Source organism: Sphingomonas sp. CFBP 13728 (genome assembly GCF_014841895.1).
Taxonomy (GTDB): Bacteria; Pseudomonadota; Alphaproteobacteria; order Sphingomonadales; family Sphingomonadaceae; genus Sphingomonas.
Genome location: NZ_JACYUS010000001.1, coordinates 791,075 through 814,153, shown reverse-complemented (window position 1 = coordinate 814,153; position 23,079 = coordinate 791,075). Strand labels below are relative to the sequence as shown.

Here is a 23,079-nt window from a genome sequence, read left to right as displayed (position 1 = left end):
GAGGATAAGATGCATAGGTTACCGCTGACCGCCCCCTCCGTCAGGCTACGCCTGCCACCTCCCCCTGGCGGGGGAGGATCGTTACGTCGCACCAAACCACTGGTCAGCGCAGTGGCGATCGCCGCTACCGCTCCGCTCCTGCTGGGCGCGGCCGATCCGCCCGCGTGGACGCGCCCGCAAGCACCGTTCCCGATCGCCGGCCCGATCACCTATGTCGGCAGCGAAGGTATCGCCGCCTACCTCATCAAGACCAGCGCCGGCGCGATCCTGATCGACGGCACGCTCGCCGAGAATGCCGGCATGATCGAACGCAATATCGCAGCCGCTGGAGTACGCCCGCGCGACGTAAAGCTGATCCTGGTCACGCACGCGCACTTCGATCACGCTGCGGGTGTCGCTGCGCTCAAGCGCGCAACCGGCGCTCGCGTGGTCGCCGGCGCTCGCGATGTCCGCGCGCTCGAAACCGGCGTGCCACCGAGCGAGACCAGCTACGGCGTCATACGCTTCCCGCCCGTCCACGTCGATCGCAGCGTCGGCGATCGTGAGAAGGTCACGCTCGGCAACGTCACGCTGACCGCACGCGCCACGCCGGGCCACACCCCCGGCTGCACGACCTGGACGATGCGCATCCCCGCAAGGCCGCGCCCGCTCGACGTCGTCTTCCCGTGCAGCGTCAGCGTCGCCGGCAACCGCCTGATCGGCAACCGCGCCTATCCGGGCATCGTCGCCGACTACCGCCGCAGCATCGCCATGCTCGGCGCGTTGCATGCCGACATCGTCCTGCCGTCGCACCCCGAACTCGCCGACGTGATCGCCAAGGGCAAACGTCGCCAAGCCGGCGACGCGAGCGCGTTCGTTGATCCGACTTTGCTCCAAAAGATCGTCGCGAAGGCCAAGACCGCGTTCGACGCCGATCTCGCCAAGCAGGCGCGCTGAGCGGCGATGCTGGTCCTTTGCGGCATCGCGGTGATCGTCGCGGGCTTCCTGCTCCGGTTCAATCCGCTGCTCGTCGTCGCCGTCTCCGCGCTCGTCACCGGCCTTGCCGCCGGGATAGCCCCCCTCGCGATCCTTGCCGCGTTCGGGAAGGCATTCAACGAGAACCGCTACGTCACGGTGATCTACATTGTCCTCCCAGTGATCGGGATGCTCGAACGCCACGGTCTCCAGGAACGCGCCCGGCTCGCGATCGGCAAGCTCCGCGGCGCCACGGTAGGGCGGCTGCTGATTGGCTACCTCCTGTTCCGTCAACTCACCGCGGCACTCGGCCTGACCTCGATCGCCGGCCCGGCACAAAGCGTCCGCCCCCTGGTCGCCCCGATGGCCGAAGCCGCCGCCGAAGCGCAAGGCCTGCCACCCGGTGGCGACCGCATCCCCGCGATGGCCGCGGCAACCGACAATATCGGGCTCTTTTTCGGCGAAGACATCTTTATCGCGATCGGATCGATCCTGCTGATGAAGGGCGTGCTGGAGGGCTACGGCATTGTCATCCAGCCGCTCCACCTCTCGATGTGGGCAATCCCAACCGCGATCGCCGCGTTCCTGATCCACGGCTTCCGCCTCTGGCTGCTCGACCGCCGATTGGCGCGCGGTCGATGATCGGCATGATCGGCACCGGCTTCATCTACGGCATCGCCGGCCTGATGTTCGCGGCGTTCGCGGTCCTGAGCGCCACCGACAATGCCAACCCGAAGCGTTTCGGCAATGCCGCGTTCTACGCAGTGCTCGCGATCAGCTTCCTGCTGGGTGGAAAGCTCGGTGATGTCGGCAACGGCGTTCTCGTCCTGGCGCTCGTCGCGATCGCCGGCTCGGGCGCGATGGGCCGCGGCGGGCGTGCCACTACCACGCTCGACGAACGGCGTGCCGAAGCCACCCGGCTCGGCAACCGGATATTCCTCCCCGCACTGATCATTCCGGCCGCAGCACTTGGCGGAACGGTCCTGTTCCGCGCAGTCCCAAGCCTCGTCGACCCGAAGCAAGCAACGCTCGTCGCGCTGACCTGCGGCGTCCTGATCGCACTGGTGGCAATGCAACTCTGGTTCCGCCCCCGCGTCGCCACGCCGCTTGCCGAGGGTGTCAGGCTGATGGACGCGATCGGCTGGGCGGCCGTACTCCCCCAGATGCTGGCGAGCCTCGGCGCAGTGTTCGCGCTGGCCGGCGTTGGCGACGTCGTCGGCGGTCTGGCCGGTCACGCGATCCCGGAGGGCAGCCTGATCGGCGCGGTGCTCGCCTACACACTCGGTATGGCGCTGTTCACGATGGTTATGGGCAACGCGTTCGCAGCGTTCCCGGTGATGGCGGCGGCGATCGGCATCCCGTTGCTCGTGCGGCATTACGGCGGCGACCCAGCGGTGGTCGCGGCGATCGGCATGCTCAGCGGGTTCTGCGGCACGCTGATGACGCCGATGGCGGCCAACTTCAATCTCGTGCCCGCGGCGTTGCTCGATCTCAAGGACAAGAACGCCGTCATCCGCGCGCAGATACCGACCGCGCTGCCCTTGCTCGCGGTCAATATCGGCTTGCTCTACTGGCTAGGCTTCCGCTGACCTGACGGCTTGATCTTCGTCCCAAGCATGACCAGCTTGCCATTGATCCCGAACCAGTGCGGCGTCCCCGCCGGGATCAGGAAGACGTCACCGACCGCAAGCTTCCGCGTTGTGCCACCCTCGATCCGATCACCTTCGACCAGCCCCGGAAAGCGCAGCTTCGGCGCGACCAGCGTACCGCCCGAGACGAGCGTCCCCGATCCTGCCATCACGGTCGCGTATTCGGCCTCGTCGGGATGCACCGCGGGTTTGCCCGGCGCCTTCCAATATTCGAGCGCGGCGCTCGTCCCGTCCGCCTGCACCAGCGGCGCCATGGCGAACCCCTGGCCCGGCTTCATCGTCTTCTCGAGCGCAACGATCCGCGCGCGCACGTCGGCCGATCCGGCAAAGCTCGTCGGATCGCTGGCGGTCTGTGCGGGCAGGGAGGAGGTCGCGCCAATAGCTAGCACGACCGCAAGCAAAGGCCGCATCACAGCTTTACCGTCCGGCCTTCACGCACGGACCGATAGATCGCCTCGACGATCCGCATGTCGCGCAGGCCCTCTTCGCCCGAGACGATCGGTTCGCGCCCGTCGAGAATGCATTCGGCCAGATGATCGAGCTGCCCCGCGAACTGCGTCTTGCCGGGGCCGGGCGGGGGGCTGGTGATCGCGGTCTCGCGACCGTCGCGGCCGGTCCACATCTTGTTGCCATCGTAGCGCGTCGCCGGCTCAAGCTCGATGCGCCCCTTGTCGCCCATCAGTAGGACGTGGTTCTGGTTCGCGCTGTACATCGACTGGCATCCGGCGATCGCACCCGATGGAAACTCGAGCGTCCATTCGATCATGTCCTCGACCTCGCGAAACCGCGGATCGCGACGGTCGGTGGATTCGCGCGCGGTGACGGCGATCGGCTCCTCGCCGGTCATGTAGCGCGCCGCCTGCAGGCTGTAGATACCCATGTCCATCAGCGACCCGCCGCCCGACAGTGCGCGCTTCAGCCGCCACTTGTTCGGATCACCCTGGACGAAACCATGCTCCGAACGGACGTAGCGGATCTTGCCCGCCGCACCGGACTTGGCCAGCCGCATCGCCTCCAGGTTGAACGGCTCGAAATGGCAGCGATAACCGATCATCAGCTTCTTGCCGGCGGTCTTGCACGCCCGGATCATCGCCTCGCATTCCGCGACCGAGATCGCCATCGGCTTCTCGCACATGACGTGCTTGCCCGCTTTCGCCGCGCGAATGGTGTATTCGGCATGCATCGAATTGGGCAGGCAGACATAGACGATGTCGACGTCCGGATTGTCGCGGATGCGGTCGAAATCGGCATAGGTATAGATCGACCGCTCGGGCACGCCGTATTTGGTCGCGGTCGCGAGCGCCTTGGCCCGGTCGCCGCTGACCAGCGCCGTCACGCGCGAATGCTCGCAATTGACGAACTGCGGCATGATCGTCTGCAACCCGTAATAGCCGAGCCCGACGATCGCATAGCCGAGCTTGCGATCGGGGGCGGCACGGGCCACGCCGCTCGACGTTACGGCCAGCGTTGCCGCGGCGACCAGGAGATCACGCCTGCCGAATTCCATCAGGGTTCCCTTCGAGAAACTGGAAGCATCTTTGCCGATCCGCGCGGAATGAGCCAGCCGCCATCGGCAAGCCAGTCGGCTAACCGATCCGGCCAATGCTGGATCGAAATCCTTTCCGATCGCGTGCCCAGATTGAACGCATGATCGGTGTCCGCGTACAGATGCAGTTCTGCGGAAACACCCGCGCTGCGAAGCTGCGAATACAGCGTCATTGCCGATGTCGCGCAGCACTGGTCGAGCGAGCCCGCGATGAGGAACGCAGGCGGCGCGTTTGCGACGGCCTTTGCCGGCGTGCCGAGCGGCCCCGGATAGACGAGCACCTGGAAGTCCGGCCGTGCACTCACGCGGTCGACCGAGTCCGCCGGCGTCTGGGCCGGCGCGGGGTTGTCGGCGACGAGCGACACGAGTTCGCCGCCTGCCGAAAAGCCCATCACGCCGATCCGGGCAGGATCGATCGCGTAGTCGCTCGCATGCGCGCGGACCCACCGGACCGCACGCCGCAGATCGGCCGCCGCGTCGCGCTCGATATCGTACGATGAGCCAACATCACGCGCGAGGCGATATTTCAGGACGAACGTCGTGACGCCGTAGCGGTTGAGCGCTTTGGCGGGCACCTCGCCCTCGTTGATCCACACCAGCATGCGGTGACCGCCACCGGGCGCGACGATCACCGCGGCACCGTTGGCATGGCTGGGGGCGGGACGGTGGATCGTCAGCGTGGGGTTGTGGACGTTGCTGACATAGCTGTCCTTTACCGTCTCGGCCTCGGTCCGGCGCGCTTCCGATCCGGGCGCGCCGTTCGGCCAGAGCGAGACGACGGGGGCCTGTTGCGCAGCGGCGGGCGCGGAGACCAGCATGAGAGCGAAAACAACGCGTAGCGACATCAACGACCCTCGACCGCACTCCTGCGCGAGTACTGCCGCCGAATGTCGGCCTTGTCGGTCGGCTTGGCTATTACGACCTTCGTCGTGCGTCTTCGGGTATCTTGGTCCCGCCGGATATTTCGCGTCCGATCCACGCGAGCGCTTCGGCGCAGAGCCGATCGGGCGCATCTTCCGCATCGAGTGTGACGGCGCGCTCGTCGGGACCGAGTGCTTCCAACGTATCGAGCTGACTCGCGAGCAGGCTGGCCGGCATGTAATGGTCCGCACGGTGGACCAGTCGTCGGGCGAGCTCGCCGCTGTCCTCCGTATCGAGGAACACGAACAGCAACGGCATACCGACGGCGTGCGCCAGTCGATCGCGATAAGCCCGCTTCAACGCCGAACACGCTGCGACCGCAGTACCATCCGTCCGGGCGGCATCGTGCAATCCGGCTGCGATCCTATCGAGCCAGGGCCAGCGATCCTGGTCGTCGAGCGGCTGGCCCGACCGCATCTTCGCCACGCTGTCGGCACTGTGGAAGGCATCGCCTTCGAGGAAATCGCAACGCAGACGGCGCGCGAGTTCGGCACCCAGCGTCGACTTGCCGCTGCCGCTGACGCCCATCACGATGATGGCATAGGGTAGCGCGTTGGCCGGATTGCGGATCGTTTCGGAGGAAGGAGGCACTGGCTCTCCATAAGCTGCGCGCGGTCGGTTCGTCACCGTCTATCGTCCGTGCGCGCGGGATCGGCTACTACGACCTTGGTCGTGATCGCCTATGATCGCATGCGCCCCTACCTCAGGTGCAGACTGGCGGCCATCGTCCGGCGCGTCCCACAACAATCTCGGGTGAGCCTGTGAAACTGACGCTAACCACCGCGATCGCGCTTCTCGGGACGACCGTTCCAGCGTTTGCCGCCCCGCGTTCAGCCTCACCATCTCGATCGGTATTTCTCACCGCGCCAGCAGATCCACGCGCGGTGACGGTTCGGGGCCGCGGTGACGGCCGAACCGACGATACCGCCGCGATCCAGGCCGCGATCGACAGCGCGGCGAGCGCGAAAGGGGGCGAGGGCATCGTCTTCCTGCCCGCCGGCCGCTACCGCATCTCGCGGACGATCTTCGTCTGGCCCGGCGTGCGCGTGTTCGGAACCGGCAAGACGCGCCCCGTCATCACGCTCGGCGCGGCGACCCCCGGTTTCCAGACCGGCGTGGCGAACATGCTGTTCTTCACCGGTTCGCGTGCCGACGCCCGCGCCGCACCGCCAAAGGTGCCGGTGCCACCGCCGACCAGCGTACCGTTCGATGCCACCATCGCCGACGCCAATTCGGGGACGTTCTACTCCGCGCTCAGCAATGTCGATTTCGAGATCGGCGACGGCAATCCCGCGGCGACCGCGGTGCGGTTCCACTTGGCGCAGCACGCGTATCTGAGCCACGTCGACTTCCACATCGGCTCCGGGCTGGCTGGGATCTACCAGGTCGGCAATGTCGGGCAGGACCTGCGCTTCTTCGGCGGGCGCTATGGTATTCTCAGCGAGAAGACCTCGCCCGCATGGCAGTACACATTGCTGGATTCGTCGTTCGAGGGCCAGCGCGACGCCGCGATCCGCGAGCATGAGGCGGGGCTGACACTCGTCAACACCAGCATCCGCAACGTCCCCGTCGGGATCGAGATCGACCGTGGCTATGGCGACTGGCTATGGGGCCGCGACGTGCGGTTCGAGAACGTCTCGGACGCCGCCGTCGTCATCAGCAACGAGGACAATGTCTACACGCAGATCGGCTTCCAGGACGCGACCGCCAGCGCCGTGCCGATCTTCGCGCGGTTCCGCGACAGTGGGAAAACCGTGGCGGGACAGGGCGCACGATACCGGGTCAAGGCGTTCACCTACGGCCTGACGCTGCCGGGGCTCGGCGCGACCGGCAAGTACGAGACGCGCGTCGATGCCGCGACGATCCCGGCAATGCCGAAGCGGACACCGCCCGCGATCCGCTCGCTGCCGCCTGTCGCGCAGTGGTTCGACGTGCGGAGCGCGGGCGCAAAGGGCGACGACGCCACCGACGATACCGCCGCGATCCAGCGCGCGATCGACACGCACCGCGTGGTCTATTTCCCCACCGGCTTTTACCGCGTTTCCGATACGCTCAAGCTGCGGCCCGACACGGTACTGATCGGCCTTCATCCGGACATGACCCAGATCGTGCTCACCGACGACACGCCGGCCTTCCGCGGCATCGGCACGGCCAAGGGCCTGATCGAAAGCGCGAAGGGTGGCGCGGCGATCGTCTCCGGCATCGGCCTGACCACCGGCGGCATCAACCCGCGCGCGACCGCGCTGCTGTGGAAGGCGGGGGCGGATTCGCTGGTCGACGACGTCCGCTTCCATGGTGGCCACGGCACCAGCCGTGCCGACGGCAGCCGGATCGATCCGTACAATGCCGACCACACCGGCGACGCCGATCCGCGCAAGCGCTGGGACGGGCAATATGCGAGCCTGTCGGTCACCGATGGTGGCGGCGGCACGTTCAACAATCTGTGGACGCCCAACACCTTCGCCGCCGCCGGCCTCCACGTCTCGAACACCAGCACGCCGGGCCATGTGTACGAGATGTCCGCCGAGCATCACGCGCGCGCCGAGATCGTCCTCGATGGAGTCAGAAACTGGGAGTTCCTCGCGCCGCAGACCGAGGAAGAGGCGGGAGAAAGCCGTAACGCGCTGTCGCTCGAGGTTCGCAATTCGAGCAACATCCTGTTCGCGAACTATCACGCCTACCGCGTGACGCGGTCGCTCCAGCCGGCGCCATCGGCGGCACGGATTTACGATTCGGACGATATCCGCTTCCGCAACGTGCATGTGAACGGCGAGAGCGGGCTGGCGTTCTGCGATGCGGAGGGCTGCGGTACGGATTTGCGCGCGAGCAAGTTCCCGTACGAGAACGCGATCCAGGACATGACCTCCGGGCTGGAAGTGCGCGAACGCGAGTTCGCGGTGCTGGACGTGAAGCGCGGCGCCACGCCGGTCGCGACGACCACTGGCCCGGCCGTTCGCAAGCTGGAAGACGGGTTCTACTCGATCGCAGGCGCGGCGGTGGATGCCAAGGGCAAGCTCTACTTCGTCGAGCATAATACACACCGCATCTATGGCTGGACGGCGAGCGAGGGGCTGTCGGTCGCCGCCGACGCGCCCGTCGATCCGGTCAATCTCGCGGTCGATCGCTCGGGTAACCTCATGGTGCTGTCGTCCGATGGCGCGGCGGGGACGGTCTACAGCATCAAGCCCGGTGATCCCGACAGCATCGCCGTGATCCCCTCGACGCCGGTCACTCCGCACCGCGATGCGAGCGTCGCGCTGCCCGGCAATTTCTGGGTCAATGGCGAGTTCAAGGATCAGATCGATCCGAGGACGTACGAGTTCACGACGCTCGGTGAAATGTTCGCGCGCGACATGGCCGTGCCGAAACCCCGCGAATATGTCTCGCCTGACGGCTCGCTGGTCCTGCCCGCGTATCGCACCGTCCAGCAGGGGCCACCCAACCATCTCGGCTGGCGCTTCTCGGACGCACTCGACACCTACGGCTTCGTGAAGGCCAAGGTCGGCGAACGGGTGTTCGTCAGCAACGGCTCCGAAGCCAGGACCTATAGCGGGCTGGTCGGCGCGGGCGGCAGCATTACCGACCTGAAGCCGTTCGCCAATCGCGGTGGCGAAAGCGTGGCGGTCGGTCCAGACGGCCGCGTCTACCTCGCCAACGGCCAAGTGTTCGTCCACGACGCCGACGGTCGCGAGTCCGGACGGATCGACGTCCCCGAACGGCCGCTGCAACTGATCTTCGGCGGCGCGAATGGGCGGACGCTGTTCATCGTGACGCACCACGCGCTCTACGCTGTCGAAACCTGAGCCGCGTTCGTTGCCTCGGCCGCACCGCTGACGCATGACACGCGCCGATAGCTGCAAAGGAACGGGCATGACCGACTGGACCACGACACGACGGTCGGCCCTGACCGCAATGGCGGCCACGATCGCCTTCCCCGCGGTCGCGGCCGGCAGCGGCAAGCGGCGGGTACGGTTGATCGCCGGCACCTACGCGCGCGAGGGCGGCAAGGGCGTGTATCCGATCTCGTTCGACCCGGATCGCGACACATGGCAGGTCGGCACCCCGGTATCGGGGATCGACGACGCGTCGTTCGGCGTCGGCGGCGGCCCGGGCGACGCGTATTACTTCGTCCGTGAGAAGGCCGCGGGCGAGATCGCTGCCTACGCGCCGGACTGGTCGCACCGCGGCACGGCCGCCACGTCGGGCGCCGACCCATGTTACGTTGCGATCGACCGCGTCAGCGCCTGCCTCGCGGTCGCCAATTATTCGAGCGGCAGCGTCGCGTTCCACCGCCTCGACCCGCGCACCGGCGTGCCAGGCGAACCCGTCGTGCTCCGCCATACGGGGCATGGCCCGAACACGGCCCGGCAGGAGGCGCCGCATGCGCACTGGGTCGGCTTCAGCCCGGATCGCCGCTGGCTGCATTCGGTCGACCTGGGGACGGACACGATCTTCGCTTATCGCTTCGATCCGCGTGCGCGTTCACTGGCCGAGCCGGTCGCGGCATGGCGCGCGCCGCCGGGCGCGGGGCCGCGCCATCTCGTCCCTCATCCCCGCCGCCCACTCGCCTACGTGGTGTGCGAACTGTCCAACGCAGTCATCATGCTCGACGCCCGCGCAGATGGCAGTTTCGCGACCCGCCACACGGTCTCGACGCTGCCGAGCGGGTACGTGGGCGCCTCGCAAGCCGCGCATATCGCGATCGATCAGGCCGGACGGCGGCTCTACGTCTCGAACCGCGGCCATGACAGCGTCGCCGTCTTCGCGCTCGACGCTTCAGGCGTGCCGAGCCTGCTCCAGCATATCCCCAGCGGCGGCAAGTGGCCGCGCTTCCTGCTGGTTCTCGAAGCGCAGCGCCGTGTCCTCGTCGGCAACGAGCGATCAGGCACGCTGGCGATCTTGAGGATCGAACCCGATGGCCGACTAATCGCAACCGGACAGACGCTCTCGGTGCCCGGTGTGGTCTTCGTCGGCTAGATATAGCTTCAGGGCACCCGCCGTTCGAGCAACGGTGTCGCCGCGACATACCGTGCCTGCTCGACGAACGGTTCCGAACGCGTCTGCACGTCGACGATCTGGCGCGGAATGACGCCCCCCGCGGACGGCGCGGGCGACCAGTTCGGTAACCCGGCGGCGTTCGGAGTACCGGTCCTGATGAACGCGGCGAAATACCCTTGGAACACCGTCGAGATCCGGCGATCGTCCGCCGTCCACGCATAGGCCGGGTTCGTGTCGAGGTTACCCAGCGCGTATTCGATCTCCGCGCTGTGCACTGCCCCGATCGGCGGCACGTCGGGATTGGTCAGCGGCGGCAGCGCAGCCGGGCGGGGACGCGCGAAATGATAATAATAGGTCGGCTGCCGCGTGCGGCGGTGCAGGTCGAACCACTGCCACGTCGACGCGCCGAGAAATGCATCGCTTGCCAACGCGGTCGCCGCGACGGGCACGTCGGCATCCGATTTCGCCGGGTACAAGGCGAGCAGTCCGTCCGCATCGGTAAAGAGCTTCGCAACGCCCGCGCGGTAATTCGCCACCGTCGGCGGTTGCCCGGCAAGGATACTGGTCCAGCTTCCCTCCTGCGAGTTCGCCCCGACCAGCAACGGCACGCGCGCCGCGCGCCCCGCCGCGTAGATGTCGATCGGCGGCTCCGTCAGGAACTGGCCGTCGACGATGAAGTCTGCGCGGAACCGCTGCGTCCCCTGCGCCGCAAGCAAAGCCTCGGCCGGCATCGCCCGAAGCGCGCCGAGCGACGGCGCCCCAGCCGCCAACGCGAACGCATCGCCGTCTTTCGTCGCCACCGCTAGAGGCTTGGGGCGGAAGGTCGGCGGCAGCACGCCGCCGCTCTCGCCGATCGCACCTGCGAACTGCGTGCGGGTGAGTGGCGAGGTCATCAGCACGCTGACCGACATAGAACCCGCGCTCTCCCCGCCGATCGTGATCCGGGCCGGGTCTCCTCCGAATGCGGCCACGTTGCGCCGGACCCACGCCAGCGCCGCAGCTTGATCCAGCAGGCCGTAATTCCCCGCGGAATGCGTCGGTGATTCCGCTGCCAACGCGCTGGTCGCGAGGAACCCAGACGCGCCAAGCCGGTAGTTGATCGTCACGACGACGATACCCTTCTGCGCAATTGCCGCGCCGTCATAGCGCAGTTCGGACCCGTCACCCGCGATCGCGCCGCCACCGTGGATGTAGAACAGCACGGGCAGCCGCGCGCCCGGTTTAGCGCCCGCCGGCGTCCAGACGTTGAGCGTCAGGCAGTCCTCGCTCATACCCGGCGAGCGGAACTTCATGTCTGCGAACAGCGGCTGCTGCATGCAACGCGCGCCGAAACGGTCTGCCTTGCGCACACCCGTCCATTGTGCTGCCGGTCGCGGTGGCTGCCACCGCAACGGGCCGATCGGTGCCGCCGCATAGGGGATGCCGAGATACGCATCGACCGGCGTCGCGGCGGTCGAGACGTGCGTCCCTTCGAGCGCGCCGCTTGCGACCTGCACGCGTTGCGCCGTCGCCGGTGCGGCCAGCAAGCCGACCGCCATTCCCCAAGTCGCCAACCGCATATCGCCCTCCGCTATCGCTTTGGGACAATGGTTGCACCCCATCTGGCGTTTGCCAAGGCGGACGGTCGCTAAGCCTTCACATTGCCGGCAGCTTGCGCCTGCTCAGGCTGCCGTAAAGCTGGCCGCGATAGCCGGGAGATCGAGCTCGACCTCAGAGACCACACGGATCGTTCCGCCAAGCCGTCGATACTGCTCCGCGCGGCGATACGCGCCGCTGTTGCGCACCGAGTAGCTGAACGGCGCACGCCCGGTGATGACGAGCATCGTCGTTGTGTTCCCGACCGCCGACACGATCCGTCCGCCGAGCGCGGCAATCGCACACGCGAGCCGGCCGTCGCGAGGCTCACCGAGGATCGCGATACATTCGCCGCTGAGCGGACCGGTGGGAGCGGGGCGCGGGGCAGGGCCGGGCTTCCGCGGTGGCTTCAGCCATTCGTCGAGCGCGATACCGGTATGGTCGATCGCCTTGACGATCACCCAGCCGGCGGCGCGCGCGTCGCTCAGCGCGTCGTGATGCTTGTGCGCGATCCCGAGATATTGCGCGAGGCCGCCCAGCCGGTGGCTCGCCAGATCGGGCCAGGCGCGCTGCGCAACGCGGACGCTGTCGAGCCAGACCGTCTCGATCGGGGGACGGTCATGGATACGACACGCCGCGGCGAGCGCGCCCTTGTCGAAATAGGAATGCGCCACCGTCGTCCGGCCGGACAAGTGACCGTTGACGATGCCGTGGATGTCCCCGAAGCACGGTTTGCCGGTGACGTGCTGCTCGGTGATCCCGTGGATCCGGGTATTGAACACGTTGAACTCGTCACGCGGGTCGACGAGCGTCTCGTATTCGAAAATCTCGCGGCCGTCGCGGAACCCGACGATCCCGACCTGGCAGATGCTGCTGACGCGCGAGCACGCCGTTTCGACGTCGATTACGACAAAATCCGGGGTGAACATGTCGGCGACGTCGGTCTGGCTGGCGGGAGCGGGGTCGAGCATTGCACGTTCATATGTGGCGCCGGGTGCCGTAAGCAACCATTGCCGCTGGAACGCTCGCTAGCGCCTGCCTTATTTCGCCTTCTGCGCTAGATCGGGATAGCGGTCGAGGATCGCACTGGTCACGCCGTTGGTCCAGCCGAAGCCGTCCTGCACCGGATATTCGCCGCCGCCGCCGGGGGTTCGTTGCTCGATATTGTATTTCTCCAGCATCTTGCCGGTTTCGGCATAGGCCGCGCCGACCGTTCCGAGCCAGCGTTTGGCGATGTCCTTGGCGAGCGCCGGTTCGCCATTCCGCTCCAGCCCGGTAATCGCCACCCATTGCAGCGGCGCCCAGCCATTGGGTTCGTCCCATTGCTGTCCAGTGTTCAGAGTCGTCGTCCGCAGGCCACCCTCCGCCACCAGCGACTTGCGCACCGTCGCGGCCACCGCTTTCGCCTGCACCGGCGAGGCGAGGCCGACGAACAGCGGGTGCAGCATGGCGGCGTTAATGCTGGCGGTGGGCTTGCGCGTCGACAGGTCCCAATCGGCATAACGCGCGGTCGTCGCCTGCCAGAGGTAGCGGTCTATCGCGGTCTTGCGCTTCGCCGCGAGCGTCGTGAACGCAGCCGCGCAGGGTGCGTCGTCAGCCACACGACAGCCGTCCGCGATGCGGCGTTCCATCGCCCATAAAAGACTGTTGAGATCGACGGGCACGATGTCGGTGGTGTGGACCGTTGCGAGCGACTTCGGATCGCGGAGCCAGCGCGAACTGAAGTCCCACCCGCTCTCCGCACCCGCACGCAGGTTGCGCTGCGTGTCGGCGGCGGGGCGGGGAGCAGCCTTCGCCGCAGTCTCGACGTCCTCGGCATAGGACTCGTCACGCGGCGTGTCGCGGTCGTCGTAATAGCGGTTCAGCATGCTCCCGTCCGGCATCCGCACCACGCGGAGGCAGGCAGGCTTCCCGGTCAGGCAGGTCGTGCCCTTCATCCAGAACGCGTGTTCCGCCCGCAGAGCAGCCAGACGGCGCTTGGCCACCGCGGGGTCGGTGTTGGTCGATAGATCGAGCATCAGTGCGTAGTAAGGCGGCTGCGACCGGCTGAGATAATAGGTCCGCGTCCCGTTCGGGATATGGCCGTACCGCTCGATCAAGCTGGTGAAATCGTCGAGCATCGATTCAACGAGCGGCTGTTGGCCATCGACCTTCAGCCCCAGCATCGTGAAATAACTGTCCCAGTAATAGATCTCACGGAAGCGTCCGCCCGGCACGACATAGGGGGCAGGGAGCGGCAGCGCGGAGCTGCCCGCCACCGGCGCGACTGGTTGGCGTACGAGCTGCGTCCAGAGCGTACGGACATGCGTCCTGAGATCGCCCGAGCCGCGATCATTCTCGCCGGGCACGACGAAATTGGCGAGCACGAATGCTTTCAGCGCGGGGCCGGCGGGTTTCGCCCGGGCGTAGTCCGCCATGATCGCCTCGGCGGCACGCTTGGGGACGGCATCGACGAACGTCTTGCCGTCCGCGAACACATGGCCCTGCTGCACGGCCCGAAACAGCGGCCCGTAAACGTCGGCCGGAGACTGGACCGCTATGGGGGAGGGGGCAGTCTGCGCTGGTGCCATCGCGGCGACCGAGGCCAGAGCGGCAAAACGGCAAAGGGTTTTCATCACGTCGCGACCATCCCGGTAGAGCGATCGATCCCGCCGACGTGGCAGGATCGATCGCCTAAGCTCTTATCAAAACTTGAACGCGGCGGCGAACCGGATCGACCGACCGACGATCGGCCGTGCCAAAATCGTGCCGCTGCCCTGCGATCCGAGCGTACGCGGATTGCCCTCGGTCAGCCCGATCTCGTCGGTCAGATTGTCGCCGATCACCTGGAACTGGATCTGCCGGGTGACGTCGAGCGTGACGCCCGCATCGAGCTTGTAATAGCCCGGCAGGACCTGAGCGTTCTGGACGTCGGAGAACCGGTCGCCGACATAGCCGACCGTCGCATACACACCCGCCTTCGCATCGCCGCCAAGCTCGAGATCATAGGCGGGGGTTACGCGCCACTGCCATTTCGGCTGGCGCTGCACCCGGTTGCCGGTCAGATCGGTCCGGCCGCCATCGGTGAAGAAGTCGCGGTACTTGGCGTCGAGATAGGTCGCCGAGCCGCTCAGCGTGAACCCGCCGAACGGGCGCAATTGGCCTTCGAACTCGACACCGGTCGCCTTGGCGCCACCGACCGACGCGATCGGTGCACCGCTGGTGATGACCGTCGTCGCGAGCCCGTCGAAGGTGTTGTGGAACACCGTCGCGTACAGGTTTGCGATCCCGGTCGAGACCTTCACGCCGCCCTCATAGCTGTCGACCTGCGGCGCGACGTCGATGCCGTCGCGCAGATTGTCGAAGAACGGGAAGCTGTTGCCGCGGCTGTAGCGGACGAATGCGCCGACCTGGCGGGTCAGGTCGTAATTGACGCCACCGGTCCACGACCAGGCGTCGCCGCGATAGCGGATCGTCCGGAAAGTGCCGTTCAACTGCGCGTCGCCATTGTCGTACAGCGTCAGCGGATTGCCGTCCGCGCCCGCCGCCGGCACCGTGCCCGCGAGGTTCTCGAGCGTGCCATCTACCGAGTGGTGCTGCCAGCGCACGCCGCCATCGACGCGCAGCTTGTCGGTGATCTGCAGTTCGTCGACCGCATAGCCCGCGACGTCCTCACCGGTGTAGCGCGCGTTGACCTTGAACGTCGAACCGCCCGAAAAGCCGTCGCGCGTGACGATCCGGCCGTCCGCCAGCGTCAGATTGAGCCGGCGCGCATTGGGCTCGGCGGTGAGCAGCATGCTGTTGCCGAGGTTCCACCGATCACGCGACTTGTAGCGCGTGTAATAGACGCCGCCGGTCAGCGTGTTGCTGCCCGACTTCCACTCCAGCGCGAAATCGTTGACGAACGCCTGGATGTGCTTCTCGACGCTCCAGAGCCCGGCCTCGACGACCGCCTGGTTGGGTGACGCCGCAGCACCGCCGGTCGCGAACGTTAGCGACCCGATCGTTCCGCCCCGACCGGCGGCATAGGCGGCGGCGGTGATCGGCGGGGTGCCGCCGGGGACGAGACCGATCGTATCGGCATCGCCCTCCATCCAGCTGCCGCGATCGCGGACCGTGATTCCGCTGCCGAGTTCATAGTCGAAGTTGCCGCCGAGATTGTAGATCTTCGCGCTGCGCCCGTCGGCCAGATCGACCCGGCTGCCGTCGTTGCGCACGCCGATCCGCGTGTCGCGCCCGACCAGCGTTCCAGTGCCGGCATCGAACCCGGCATATTCGCGGATCTTGTCGCCGTCCTGCACGACCGGGATCGGCAGCAGCCACTGGCCGCGATCGTCGAGATAGCGACCGAACAGCAGAATCGAGCCCTTGTCGAAATCATGCCGGATGTTGCCGGTGATCTGGCCGCCACGCTCCGCCTCGAACTGCGCGTCGCGAATGCCGCGCGAGGTCGAGTAATAGCCGCCGAGCATGTAGGTCGTGCTGTCGTCGATCGGGCCGGAGACATAGCTGTCGACGCGGAACTCGCCGAAGTCCGTACCGCTGAGCTTGAGCAACCCGGCCGGCGTCTGCTTGCCCTCGCGCTGGACGAGGTTGACCGTCAGGCCGGGCTGGCCGTTCGAGAAAAGTGCGCCGGTGCCGCCGCGGACCGCCTCGACCCGCTGGATCGTCTCGTCGATCCGGATCAGCTGCGTGTTCTCCAGGAACGACAGTGTCGGCGGCGGGAAGAACGGCACGCCCTGCGTCTGGAAAGTGACGTATTCCGCATCGCCACCCGACGGATAGCCACGCACGAAGATGTTCGCGCCGGTTTTGCCGCCCGAGCTTTCGGTACTGACGCCCGGTACCGCGCGGAGGACTTCCGCGGTGCTGGCGGTGCCGAGCCGCTGCGCCATCGTGCTGTCGATCGTGGTGACCGCGAACGCCGCATCCTGCCGACGCGTGCCCGCGCCCGCAGTGCCGATCACGACGATATCCGGGGCAGGTTCCTCGGGAGCCTGTGCGGCAGGCTGGTCGGCGGGCGCCTGAGCCGGAGCGACCTGTACCGCCGCCGGCGTCGTGCCTGCCGCCTGATCCTGCGCGTCGACGATCAGATACGCGCCGCTTGGCGTCAGGCGGTGACCGAGCCCCGAGCCCTTCAGGATCGTGGTCAGCGCATCGCCGACGTCCATCCGGCCGGTGACCGCACGCGCGGTCTTGCCACGGACGAGGTTGGGGGAGAACAGGATCTGCTTGCCGCTCTGGCGCGAGAAGGCGAGCAACGCGGTGCTCATGTCCTGCCGCGCGATCCGCACGCCGACCGCAGCCTGTGCGGTCACGCCGATCGGGATACCGCCCGCGGTGAGTGCCAAAGCGGTCATCATCATGCCGCGCAACAGCACGGTCCTGCCTGTGGATGTCATGCAATCCTCCCTGTTCGTGCGATCCCTCTTCCGGGGTCGATCCAAGGGTAAAGACGCGTGCGTTCGAAAAACCCGAACCGCCTTTATACCGTCGGGTCGATTATTTTTTCGAGGCGATCGTTATGCCGCCGTTCGCGTGCCGGTCGACCGTGACCGGAAAGCCCATTTCGAGCGCATCGAGGAACGGCTGCACCTCGCCCGTCCGGAACGCACCGCTGATCCGCAACCGCCCTGCCTCTGCGTCGGTGATCACGATCTGCGGGGCGCCGTAGCGGTTCATCTCGGCGACCGCCTGGCGCAAGGTCTCGTCCTCGAACACGAGCCGGCCTTCGCTCCAGCTCGACAGCGCGAGCGCACGACCGGGTATGTGCTGCACCGATACGCCCCCAACCGACGCGGTGAGGACGTCGTCCGGTACCATCGCGACGGGCTTGCCGTGCACGCCCTTGGTGGCGACGCTCACCAGCCCCTCGACCAGCGCGACCTGCACCGCATGCGGATCGAACCGCACGTCGAACGCGGTGCCGTGCGCGGTGACCGATTGCGCACCGGCGGTCACGACGAACGGGCGGCGCTGGTGCTTCGCGACCTCGAACAGCGCCTGTCCGCGTTCCAGCACCAGACGCCGTTCGCTGGCGGTGTACGCCATCCGAACCCGGCTATCGGTATCGAGCGTCAGGCGTGATCCATCGGTCAGCGTGACCATGAGGCGCTGACCGGTTGCCGTCCGGTACACCGGTGTCTCGGCGATCCGCGCGGCGGGCGCATCGTCGGCGAAGCGCCAGAGCGTCAACGGCGCGACCACTGCGGCGCAGGCGGCCGCGGCCAGCATCCACGGCGCGACCCGTGGCGGCTCGCGACCCAGCGCCGCTCGCGCCACCGCGGCGTGCCGCAGCACCAGCATGTCGGGATGGTCCGCGAGCGTCGCGCTGGTCGCGCGCGCGTCGGATACCGCCGCCCACGCTGCTGCGTGGCCGGGCCGCGCATGCCAGTCGTCGAACCGTGTACGCGTCGTGCCGTCACAGTCGCGGTCGAGCTGCTCGGCCCATTCCGCCGCTTCGATCATCGCGGGATCGGTCACCGTCGCCAGTCCTTCAGCCGTTCCGCGACATGCGCCAACGCGCGCGCCTGATGCTTTTCCGCGGCGCGCGTCGAGATCGCCATGGCGTGCGCGACATCGGCCATCTTCAATCCCTCCAGCATCCTGAGCACGAACACGTCGCGCGTCCGTTCGGGCAGTTCGGCAAGCGCACGACGCAGCGCGTCGGCGATATGCCTACTCTCCAAGACGCGGTCCGGCGCGAAATCCGAACTTTCGATGGAAAGATCGTCGATCGGATCGGACAACCCGGCGCCGCGCCCCCGGTTTCGGCGCGCCTGATCCTTGAGGACGTTGGCGGCGGTCACGAAGATGAAGCTGTCGTGTTGGCGAATGTCGTTCGGGTCCGCCAGCCGGCTGAGCCGCAGGAACACCTCCTGCACCAGGTCGGGAACGTCGTGCGACGCCGCCACGCGCCGATTGAAGTACCGGCTCAGCGGTCGGCTATACGTCTCGACCAGCGTCCGGAGGATCGTCGCCCTCTCGCCCGGATCGGACGACCTCTTACCCGCCGCGCCCATAGCCACGGTCTAAAGGGTCCGCATCGGCCGTCAACGGCTATGCGCACGCGCCTCGACACCGCACTTTGCCGTGCCTGCGATCGGCACCGTCGGCCTACTCGGCGCTAGTAGCCGAGGTGGTTCGCGCTATGATGCACGCCTCTTTTCCAGCGTAATTGATCGAAACGAATGAGACACTTTCCTTCCCGCTTCCGTCGGCTCGACGGAGCGCTTGCCGATCTTCCTCTCGACGAGCCGATGCTGCTCACCGAACTGGACGGCTTCCTCACCGGCATCGTCGTCGGCCCGGACCGAATTCCGCCGAGCGAATGGCTGCAAGGTATATGGGGTATCGATGACGGCGAGACCGCGCCCTTCGAGGATCCCGCCGACGTCCAGTGGTTCGTCGATGCGGTAACGGCGCGCTGCACCGAGATCGTCCGCGATCTGGGCCGCGGCAAGCCTCAGCCGATCTTCGACGTCGACGAACGCAATGGCGAGGTGCTCTGGGAGCTGTGGGTCGACGGTTTTTCCGAGGCGATGGCGTTGCGTCCCGACAGTTGGGCGATGCTTGCCGCCGGGGCAGACCACGACGCCGCCGACGCGCTGGCACGCCTGTCGTCCCTGATCGCGATCGCGCATGACGAAAGCCCTCTCGACAGTATCGAGATCAACGTCGTCAACGATCGGGCGCTGGCTGATCTGAACGACAGCATCGTGCGGCTGTACGCGGCGCGCCTCCGCGCCGGCGAGCCTGGCTCGATGACAGCGCTCCCGCCGACGGCTACGAAGATCGGCCGGAACGATCCATGCCGGTGCGGATCCGGGGTCAAGTCCAAGCGCTGTTGCGGATGATTTTCGGGTTAGATCGACGCGGTCCTGAAAGCCGCTAGTCGGAATTCCGTAGCTCGAGATTTCGAGCTCGATCGCCAGGCGATCGGATTTTAGGCGCGTGGTGGTGCCCCCGGCGAGATTTGAACACGCGGCCTACGGTTTAGGAAACCGTCGCTCTATCCGGCTGAGCTACGGGGGCATCGGTCGGCGCAATACGCCGGTCGGGTGGGACGATCAAGCTTTGGGCTGGCGTCCAGTCGTGCCCGATAGCATTCGGGCGACGGCAATATTTCGATAGTTCAAACCCTCGGTGGGGTCCGATCAAGGGCGACGGGTATCGCTTACGATGCCCCGTCGCCGCTTGCCGTGCAGTGCGGGCGGTTAGGCCTTGACGTGCTGCGAGATGTACTTGTTCATCTCGAACATCGTGCACTTGTCACGCCCGAAGACCTTCTTCAGCTTCTCGTCAGCCAGAATCTCGCGCTTGTTCTCGGGGTTCTGCAGGTTGTGGGCCTTGATGTAGACCCAGACCTTGCTGATCACTTCGCTGCGCGGGAGCTTGTCGTTGCCGACGATCTCGCCGAGCTCGGGAGAAGGCTGGACGGGGGCGTGGATGCCGCCGGTCTTGGGAGCTGTAGCCATAAGCATTCCTTCCTGTTGCGCACGTGCGTTAGGCACTGCGCGCGTGGTCACGCCTTGGTGAGCGCGTCCGCCTTGTGCGCTGCCTTGCCGCCCTTGTCACTCCTTACGATGAACTGGGGCTCCTCCTCGGACGCCTTGACGGTGTGGCCCTTGATCTTCGTGTCGCTGGTCTGCTTCTTTTCGACCGTGCCGTGCGCCTCGCCGCCGTGCGATTTCCAGGTGACCTCGTCGCCCTTCTTCGGATCCTTCATCGCGCCATCTCCTTGATTTGAAAGGATCAAGCGCCGCACGAGCGGATTGGTTGCATCGTCCGCGGGTTGCGGAGGCGGGGCGCTGGGGGCATCAGGGCGGCAATCAAGGAGACCCACCCATGAAGACCCGCGCCGCCGTAGCCTTCGAGGCAAAAAAACCGCTCGAGATCGTCGAACTCGACCTCGAAGGACCGAAATTCGGCGAAGTCCTCGTCGAAATCATGGCGACGGGCATCTGCCATACCGACGCGTACACGCTCGACGGGCTTGATTCGGAAGGGTTGTTTCCGAGCGTGCTGGGCCATGAGGGCGCCGGCATCGTTCGCGAGATCGGCGCAGGTGTGACCAGCGTTGCGGTCGGCGATCACGTCATCCCGCTCTACACCCCCGAATGCCGCCAGTGTAAGTCGTGCCTCAGCCAGAAGACGAACCTGTGCACCGCGATCCGCGCGACGCAGGGCAAGGGGCTGATGCCCGACGGCACGACGCGGTTCAGCTACAAGGGGCAGCCGATCTTCCATTACATGGGCTGCTCGACCTTCTCGAACTTCACCGTGCTGCCCGAGATCGCGGTGGCGAAGATCCGTGAGGACGCGCCGTTCGATACCTCGTGCTATGTCGGCTGCGGCGTGACGACCGGGGTCGGCGCGGTGGTGCATACGGCGAAGGTCCAGCCAGGCGACACGGTCGTCGTGTTCGGACTCGGCGGGATCGGGCTCAACGTCATCCAGGGCGCACGGCTGGCCGGCGCAGGAATGATCGTCGGCGTCGACATCAACCCGGACCGCGAGGAATGGGGCCGGCGCTTCGGCATGACACACTTCGCCAACCCCAAGGATGTGGGCGATATCGTCCAGCACATCGTCGCGCTGACCGATGGCGGCGCGGACTATACGTTCGACGCGACCGGCAACACGACGGTGATGCGGCAGGCGCTCGAGGCGTGCCACCGCGGCTGGGGCACTTCGATCGTGATCGGGGTGGCCGAGGCGGGCAAGGAGATCTCGACGCGGCCGTTCCAGCTCGTCACCGGGCGCAACTGGCGCGGCACCGCGTTCGGCGGCGCGCGCGGGCGCACCGATACCCCGAAGATCGTCGACTGGTACATGAACGGCATGATCGAGATCGACCCGATGATCACGCACCGCCTGACGCTCGACGAGATCAACAAGGGCTTCGACCTGATGCATGCCGGCGAGAGCATCCGCTCCGTCGTGATCTACTGAGAGGCGGTCCATGTTCAGTCATATCATGCTCGGCGCTGACGATATCGCCGCGTCGAAGACGTTCTATGACGCGGCGTTGGGTGCGCTCGGCGTACCCGAAGGCGTCGTCGATGAATGGGGGAGGGTGGTCTATGCGCACGCCGGCGGCCGCTTCCTGCTGACCCAGCCGATCGACGGGCAGCCGGCGAGCCATGGCAACGGCAGCACGATGGGCTTCGTCGCCGCGTCGCCCGAGGCCGCCGATGCGTGGCACGCCGCTGGCCTCGCGAACGGCGGCACCGCCTGCGAGGATCCCCCCGGTATCCGCCAGGGTACCGCCGCTCGAACGCTGTATCTCGCCTATCTGCGCGACCCGTCGGGCAACAAGCTTTGCGCCGCGCACCGGGTCGCGTGATGGAGACCGTTTCCACCAGCAAGGCCTATGGCGGCACGCAGGGCGTCTACCGCCACGCCTCGACCGCGACCGGCACCGACATGACCTTCGCGGTCTACGTGCCGCCGCATGACGAGGGCGCGCGGTTGCCGGTGCTGTGGTTCCTGTCGGGGCTGACCTGCAGCCACGCCAACGTCATGGACAAGGGCGAGTATCGGCGCGCGTGTTCAGAACTGGGCGTGATCCTGGTCGCGCCGGATACGTCGCCGCGCGGGGACGACGTGCCGGATGACGAGGCGTACGACTTCGGCAAGGGCGCGGGCTTCTATGTCGATGCGACCGAACAGCCTTGGGCGAATAACTTCCGGACGCGGTCGTATGTCGAGGACGAACTGCCAGCGCTGATCGGCGCGGAATTTCCGATGGCAGATATGGCGCGGCAGGGGATATTCGGCCACTCGATGGGTGGCCACGGCGCGCTGACGATCGCGCTCCGCAACCCGGACCGGTTCCGTTGCGTGTCGGCGTTCGCGCCGATCGTGGCGCCGTTGCAGTGCCCGTGGGGCGAGAAGGCGCTTGGCGGATATCTCGGGGCGGACCGGACGGCGTGGCGGGCGTATGACGCGTGTGCGTTGATCGAAGATGGCGCGCGGGTGGAAGAGGTCCTGGTAGACCAAGGCGATGCCGACGGCTTTCTGGCGGAGCAGTTGAAGCCTGAGTTGCTGGCAGCGGCTTGCAAGGCGGCAGGGATCGATCTGACGCTACGGATGCAGCCTGGGTATGACCACAGCTACAACTTCATCTCGACCTTCATGGCGGATCATGTGGCGTGGCACGCCGAGCGCCTGAAGTGACCGGCTCCCCTCGTCGGTAAGGACGGGCATCTGCTATCTTCCCCCTCCCTTCCAGGAAGGGGAGCAAGTTGGGGGCTCTCCCCTTCGAACTATTGAGGGTTGTTGGTCGTACGCGACCTTACTCTTCCCGGTTCTGCCACGCAGGCAGGAGCCAGGTCAGCGTCCCCGCCTTTGCGAGGGGGGAGGGCGCCTTGAAATCCTCCCCCGCTAGGGGGAGGTGGCTGGCACTTGCCAGATGGATGGGGAGGCACGCGCGCACACCTCTGCTCCGTGTCC

At 66.7% G+C, this 23,079-nt stretch carries 21 protein-coding genes and 1 tRNA gene; 9 read left to right on the top strand and 13 right to left on the bottom strand.

Annotated elements, in window-relative coordinates:
• The first annotated feature begins 9 nt into the window (after positions 1-9).
• The 3 genes from bla to IFT67_RS03470 are packed head-to-tail and all read left to right on the top strand — an operon-like array spanning position 10 to position 2,543.
• Positions 10-936 carry a subclass B3 metallo-beta-lactamase gene (gene bla, locus IFT67_RS03480; protein WP_192145045.1) on the top strand — a complete coding sequence of 309 codons (927 nt, stop codon included), beginning with the start codon at positions 10-12 and terminating at the stop codon, positions 934-936.
• Positions 937-942: 6 nt separating this feature from the next.
• Positions 943-1,596, top strand: a complete 654-nt coding sequence (locus IFT67_RS03475; protein WP_192145044.1) for a DUF969 domain-containing protein — start codon at positions 943-945, stop codon at positions 1,594-1,596.
• A gap of 5 nt (positions 1,597-1,601) precedes the next feature.
• A complete protein-coding gene (locus tag IFT67_RS03470) occupies positions 1,602-2,543 on the top strand; it encodes a DUF979 domain-containing protein (protein WP_192146428.1) in 942 nt (313 codons plus the stop codon).
• Here IFT67_RS03470 and IFT67_RS03465 read toward each other — a convergent pair.
• The 4 genes from IFT67_RS03465 to IFT67_RS03450 form a co-directional block, all read right to left on the bottom strand.
• Positions 2,522-3,013 carry a cupin domain-containing protein gene (locus IFT67_RS03465; protein ID WP_192145043.1) on the bottom strand — a complete coding sequence of 164 codons (492 nt, stop codon included), beginning with the start codon at positions 3,011-3,013 and terminating at the stop codon, positions 2,522-2,524. The genes IFT67_RS03470 and IFT67_RS03465 overlap by 22 nt on opposite strands.
• Positions 3,013-4,110 carry a Gfo/Idh/MocA family protein gene (locus IFT67_RS03460; protein ID WP_192145042.1) on the bottom strand — a complete coding sequence of 366 codons (1,098 nt, stop codon included), beginning with the start codon at positions 4,108-4,110 and terminating at the stop codon, positions 3,013-3,015. Before IFT67_RS03460 ends, IFT67_RS03465 begins: the two co-directional genes overlap by 1 nt.
• Positions 4,110-4,994, bottom strand: coding sequence for an alpha/beta hydrolase (locus IFT67_RS03455; RefSeq protein ID WP_192145041.1), 885 nt, complete (start codon positions 4,992-4,994; stop codon positions 4,110-4,112). The genes IFT67_RS03460 and IFT67_RS03455 overlap by 1 nt, the downstream gene beginning before the upstream one ends.
• A gap of 70 nt (positions 4,995-5,064) precedes the next feature.
• Positions 5,065-5,661, bottom strand: a complete 597-nt coding sequence (locus IFT67_RS03450) for a gluconokinase (RefSeq protein WP_446740790.1) — start codon at positions 5,659-5,661, stop codon at positions 5,065-5,067.
• Positions 5,662-5,831: 170 nt separating this feature from the next.
• Between IFT67_RS03450 and IFT67_RS03445 the strand changes: the two genes are divergently transcribed.
• Both IFT67_RS03445 and IFT67_RS03440 read left to right on the top strand, forming a co-directional pair.
• The gene (locus tag IFT67_RS03445) at positions 5,832-8,873 is read left to right on the top strand and encodes a glycosyl hydrolase family 28-related protein (RefSeq protein ID WP_342450546.1); all 3,042 of its coding nucleotides are present in this window, start codon (positions 5,832-5,834) and stop codon (positions 8,871-8,873) included.
• A gap of 67 nt (positions 8,874-8,940) precedes the next feature.
• Positions 8,941-10,047: a lactonase family protein gene (locus tag IFT67_RS03440; protein ID WP_192145040.1), complete on the top strand. Its 1,107-nt coding sequence runs from the start codon at positions 8,941-8,943 to the stop codon at positions 10,045-10,047.
• A gap of 8 nt (positions 10,048-10,055) precedes the next feature.
• Here the strand turns inward: IFT67_RS03440 and IFT67_RS03435 are convergent, their stop codons facing one another.
• The 6 genes from IFT67_RS03435 to IFT67_RS03410 all read right to left on the bottom strand — a co-directional run bounded on the left by IFT67_RS03435 (position 10,056) and on the right by IFT67_RS03410 (position 18,644).
• Positions 10,056-11,627: a carboxylesterase/lipase family protein gene (locus IFT67_RS03435; RefSeq protein WP_197982899.1), complete on the bottom strand. Its 1,572-nt coding sequence runs from the start codon at positions 11,625-11,627 to the stop codon at positions 10,056-10,058.
• 102 nt (positions 11,628-11,729) lie between these two features.
• A complete protein-coding gene (locus IFT67_RS03430; RefSeq protein WP_244647146.1) occupies positions 11,730-12,614 on the bottom strand; it encodes an exonuclease domain-containing protein in 885 nt (294 codons plus the stop codon).
• Positions 12,615-12,683: 69 nt separating this feature from the next.
• Positions 12,684-14,258, bottom strand: coding sequence for an alpha,alpha-trehalase TreF (gene treF, locus IFT67_RS03425; RefSeq protein ID WP_192146418.1), 1,575 nt, complete (start codon positions 14,256-14,258; stop codon positions 12,684-12,686).
• A 69-nt stretch (positions 14,259-14,327) separates the two neighbouring features.
• Positions 14,328-17,024, bottom strand: a complete 2,697-nt coding sequence (locus IFT67_RS03420) for a TonB-dependent receptor (protein WP_244647145.1) — start codon at positions 17,022-17,024, stop codon at positions 14,328-14,330.
• A 100-nt stretch (positions 17,025-17,124) separates the two neighbouring features.
• A complete protein-coding gene (locus IFT67_RS20530) occupies positions 17,125-18,105 on the bottom strand; it encodes a FecR domain-containing protein (RefSeq protein WP_192145039.1) in 981 nt (326 codons plus the stop codon).
• Positions 18,102-18,644: an RNA polymerase sigma factor gene (locus IFT67_RS03410; protein ID WP_192145038.1), complete on the bottom strand. Its 543-nt coding sequence runs from the start codon at positions 18,642-18,644 to the stop codon at positions 18,102-18,104. Before IFT67_RS03410 ends, IFT67_RS20530 begins: the two co-directional genes overlap by 4 nt.
• Positions 18,645-18,812: 168 nt before the next feature.
• On the opposite strand from IFT67_RS03410, the gene IFT67_RS03405 reads away from it, so the two are divergent.
• Complete coding sequence (locus tag IFT67_RS03405) at positions 18,813-19,478, top strand: UPF0149 family protein (protein ID WP_192145037.1); 666 nt, start codon at positions 18,813-18,815, stop codon at positions 19,476-19,478.
• 101 nt (positions 19,479-19,579) lie between these two features.
• On the opposite strand, the gene IFT67_RS03400 is transcribed toward IFT67_RS03405, so the two are convergent.
• The 3 genes from IFT67_RS03400 to IFT67_RS03390 all read right to left on the bottom strand — a co-directional run bounded on the left by IFT67_RS03400 (position 19,580) and on the right by IFT67_RS03390 (position 20,350).
• Positions 19,580-19,656 (bottom strand) — tRNA-Arg (locus tag IFT67_RS03400).
• A gap of 182 nt (positions 19,657-19,838) precedes the next feature.
• Positions 19,839-20,099, bottom strand: coding sequence for an SWIB/MDM2 domain-containing protein (locus IFT67_RS03395; RefSeq protein WP_031394799.1), 261 nt, complete (start codon positions 20,097-20,099; stop codon positions 19,839-19,841).
• A 47-nt stretch (positions 20,100-20,146) separates the two neighbouring features.
• Positions 20,147-20,350: a hypervirulence associated TUDOR domain-containing protein gene (locus IFT67_RS03390; RefSeq protein ID WP_192145036.1), complete on the bottom strand. Its 204-nt coding sequence runs from the start codon at positions 20,348-20,350 to the stop codon at positions 20,147-20,149.
• 119 nt (positions 20,351-20,469) lie between these two features.
• Between IFT67_RS03390 and IFT67_RS03385 the strand changes: the two genes are divergently transcribed.
• The 3 genes from IFT67_RS03385 to fghA are packed head-to-tail and all read left to right on the top strand — an operon-like array spanning position 20,470 to position 22,803.
• Entirely contained in the window at positions 20,470-21,576 is a 1,107-nt protein-coding gene (locus tag IFT67_RS03385; protein ID WP_107954987.1) for an S-(hydroxymethyl)glutathione dehydrogenase/class III alcohol dehydrogenase, read from the top strand.
• A gap of 10 nt (positions 21,577-21,586) precedes the next feature.
• Positions 21,587-21,970, top strand: a complete 384-nt coding sequence (locus tag IFT67_RS03380) for a VOC family protein (protein ID WP_192145035.1) — start codon at positions 21,587-21,589, stop codon at positions 21,968-21,970.
• Complete coding sequence (gene fghA / locus IFT67_RS03375) at positions 21,970-22,803, top strand: S-formylglutathione hydrolase (RefSeq protein WP_192145034.1); 834 nt, start codon at positions 21,970-21,972, stop codon at positions 22,801-22,803. The genes IFT67_RS03380 and fghA overlap by 1 nt, the downstream gene beginning before the upstream one ends.
• Positions 22,804-23,079 lie beyond the last annotated feature (276 nt).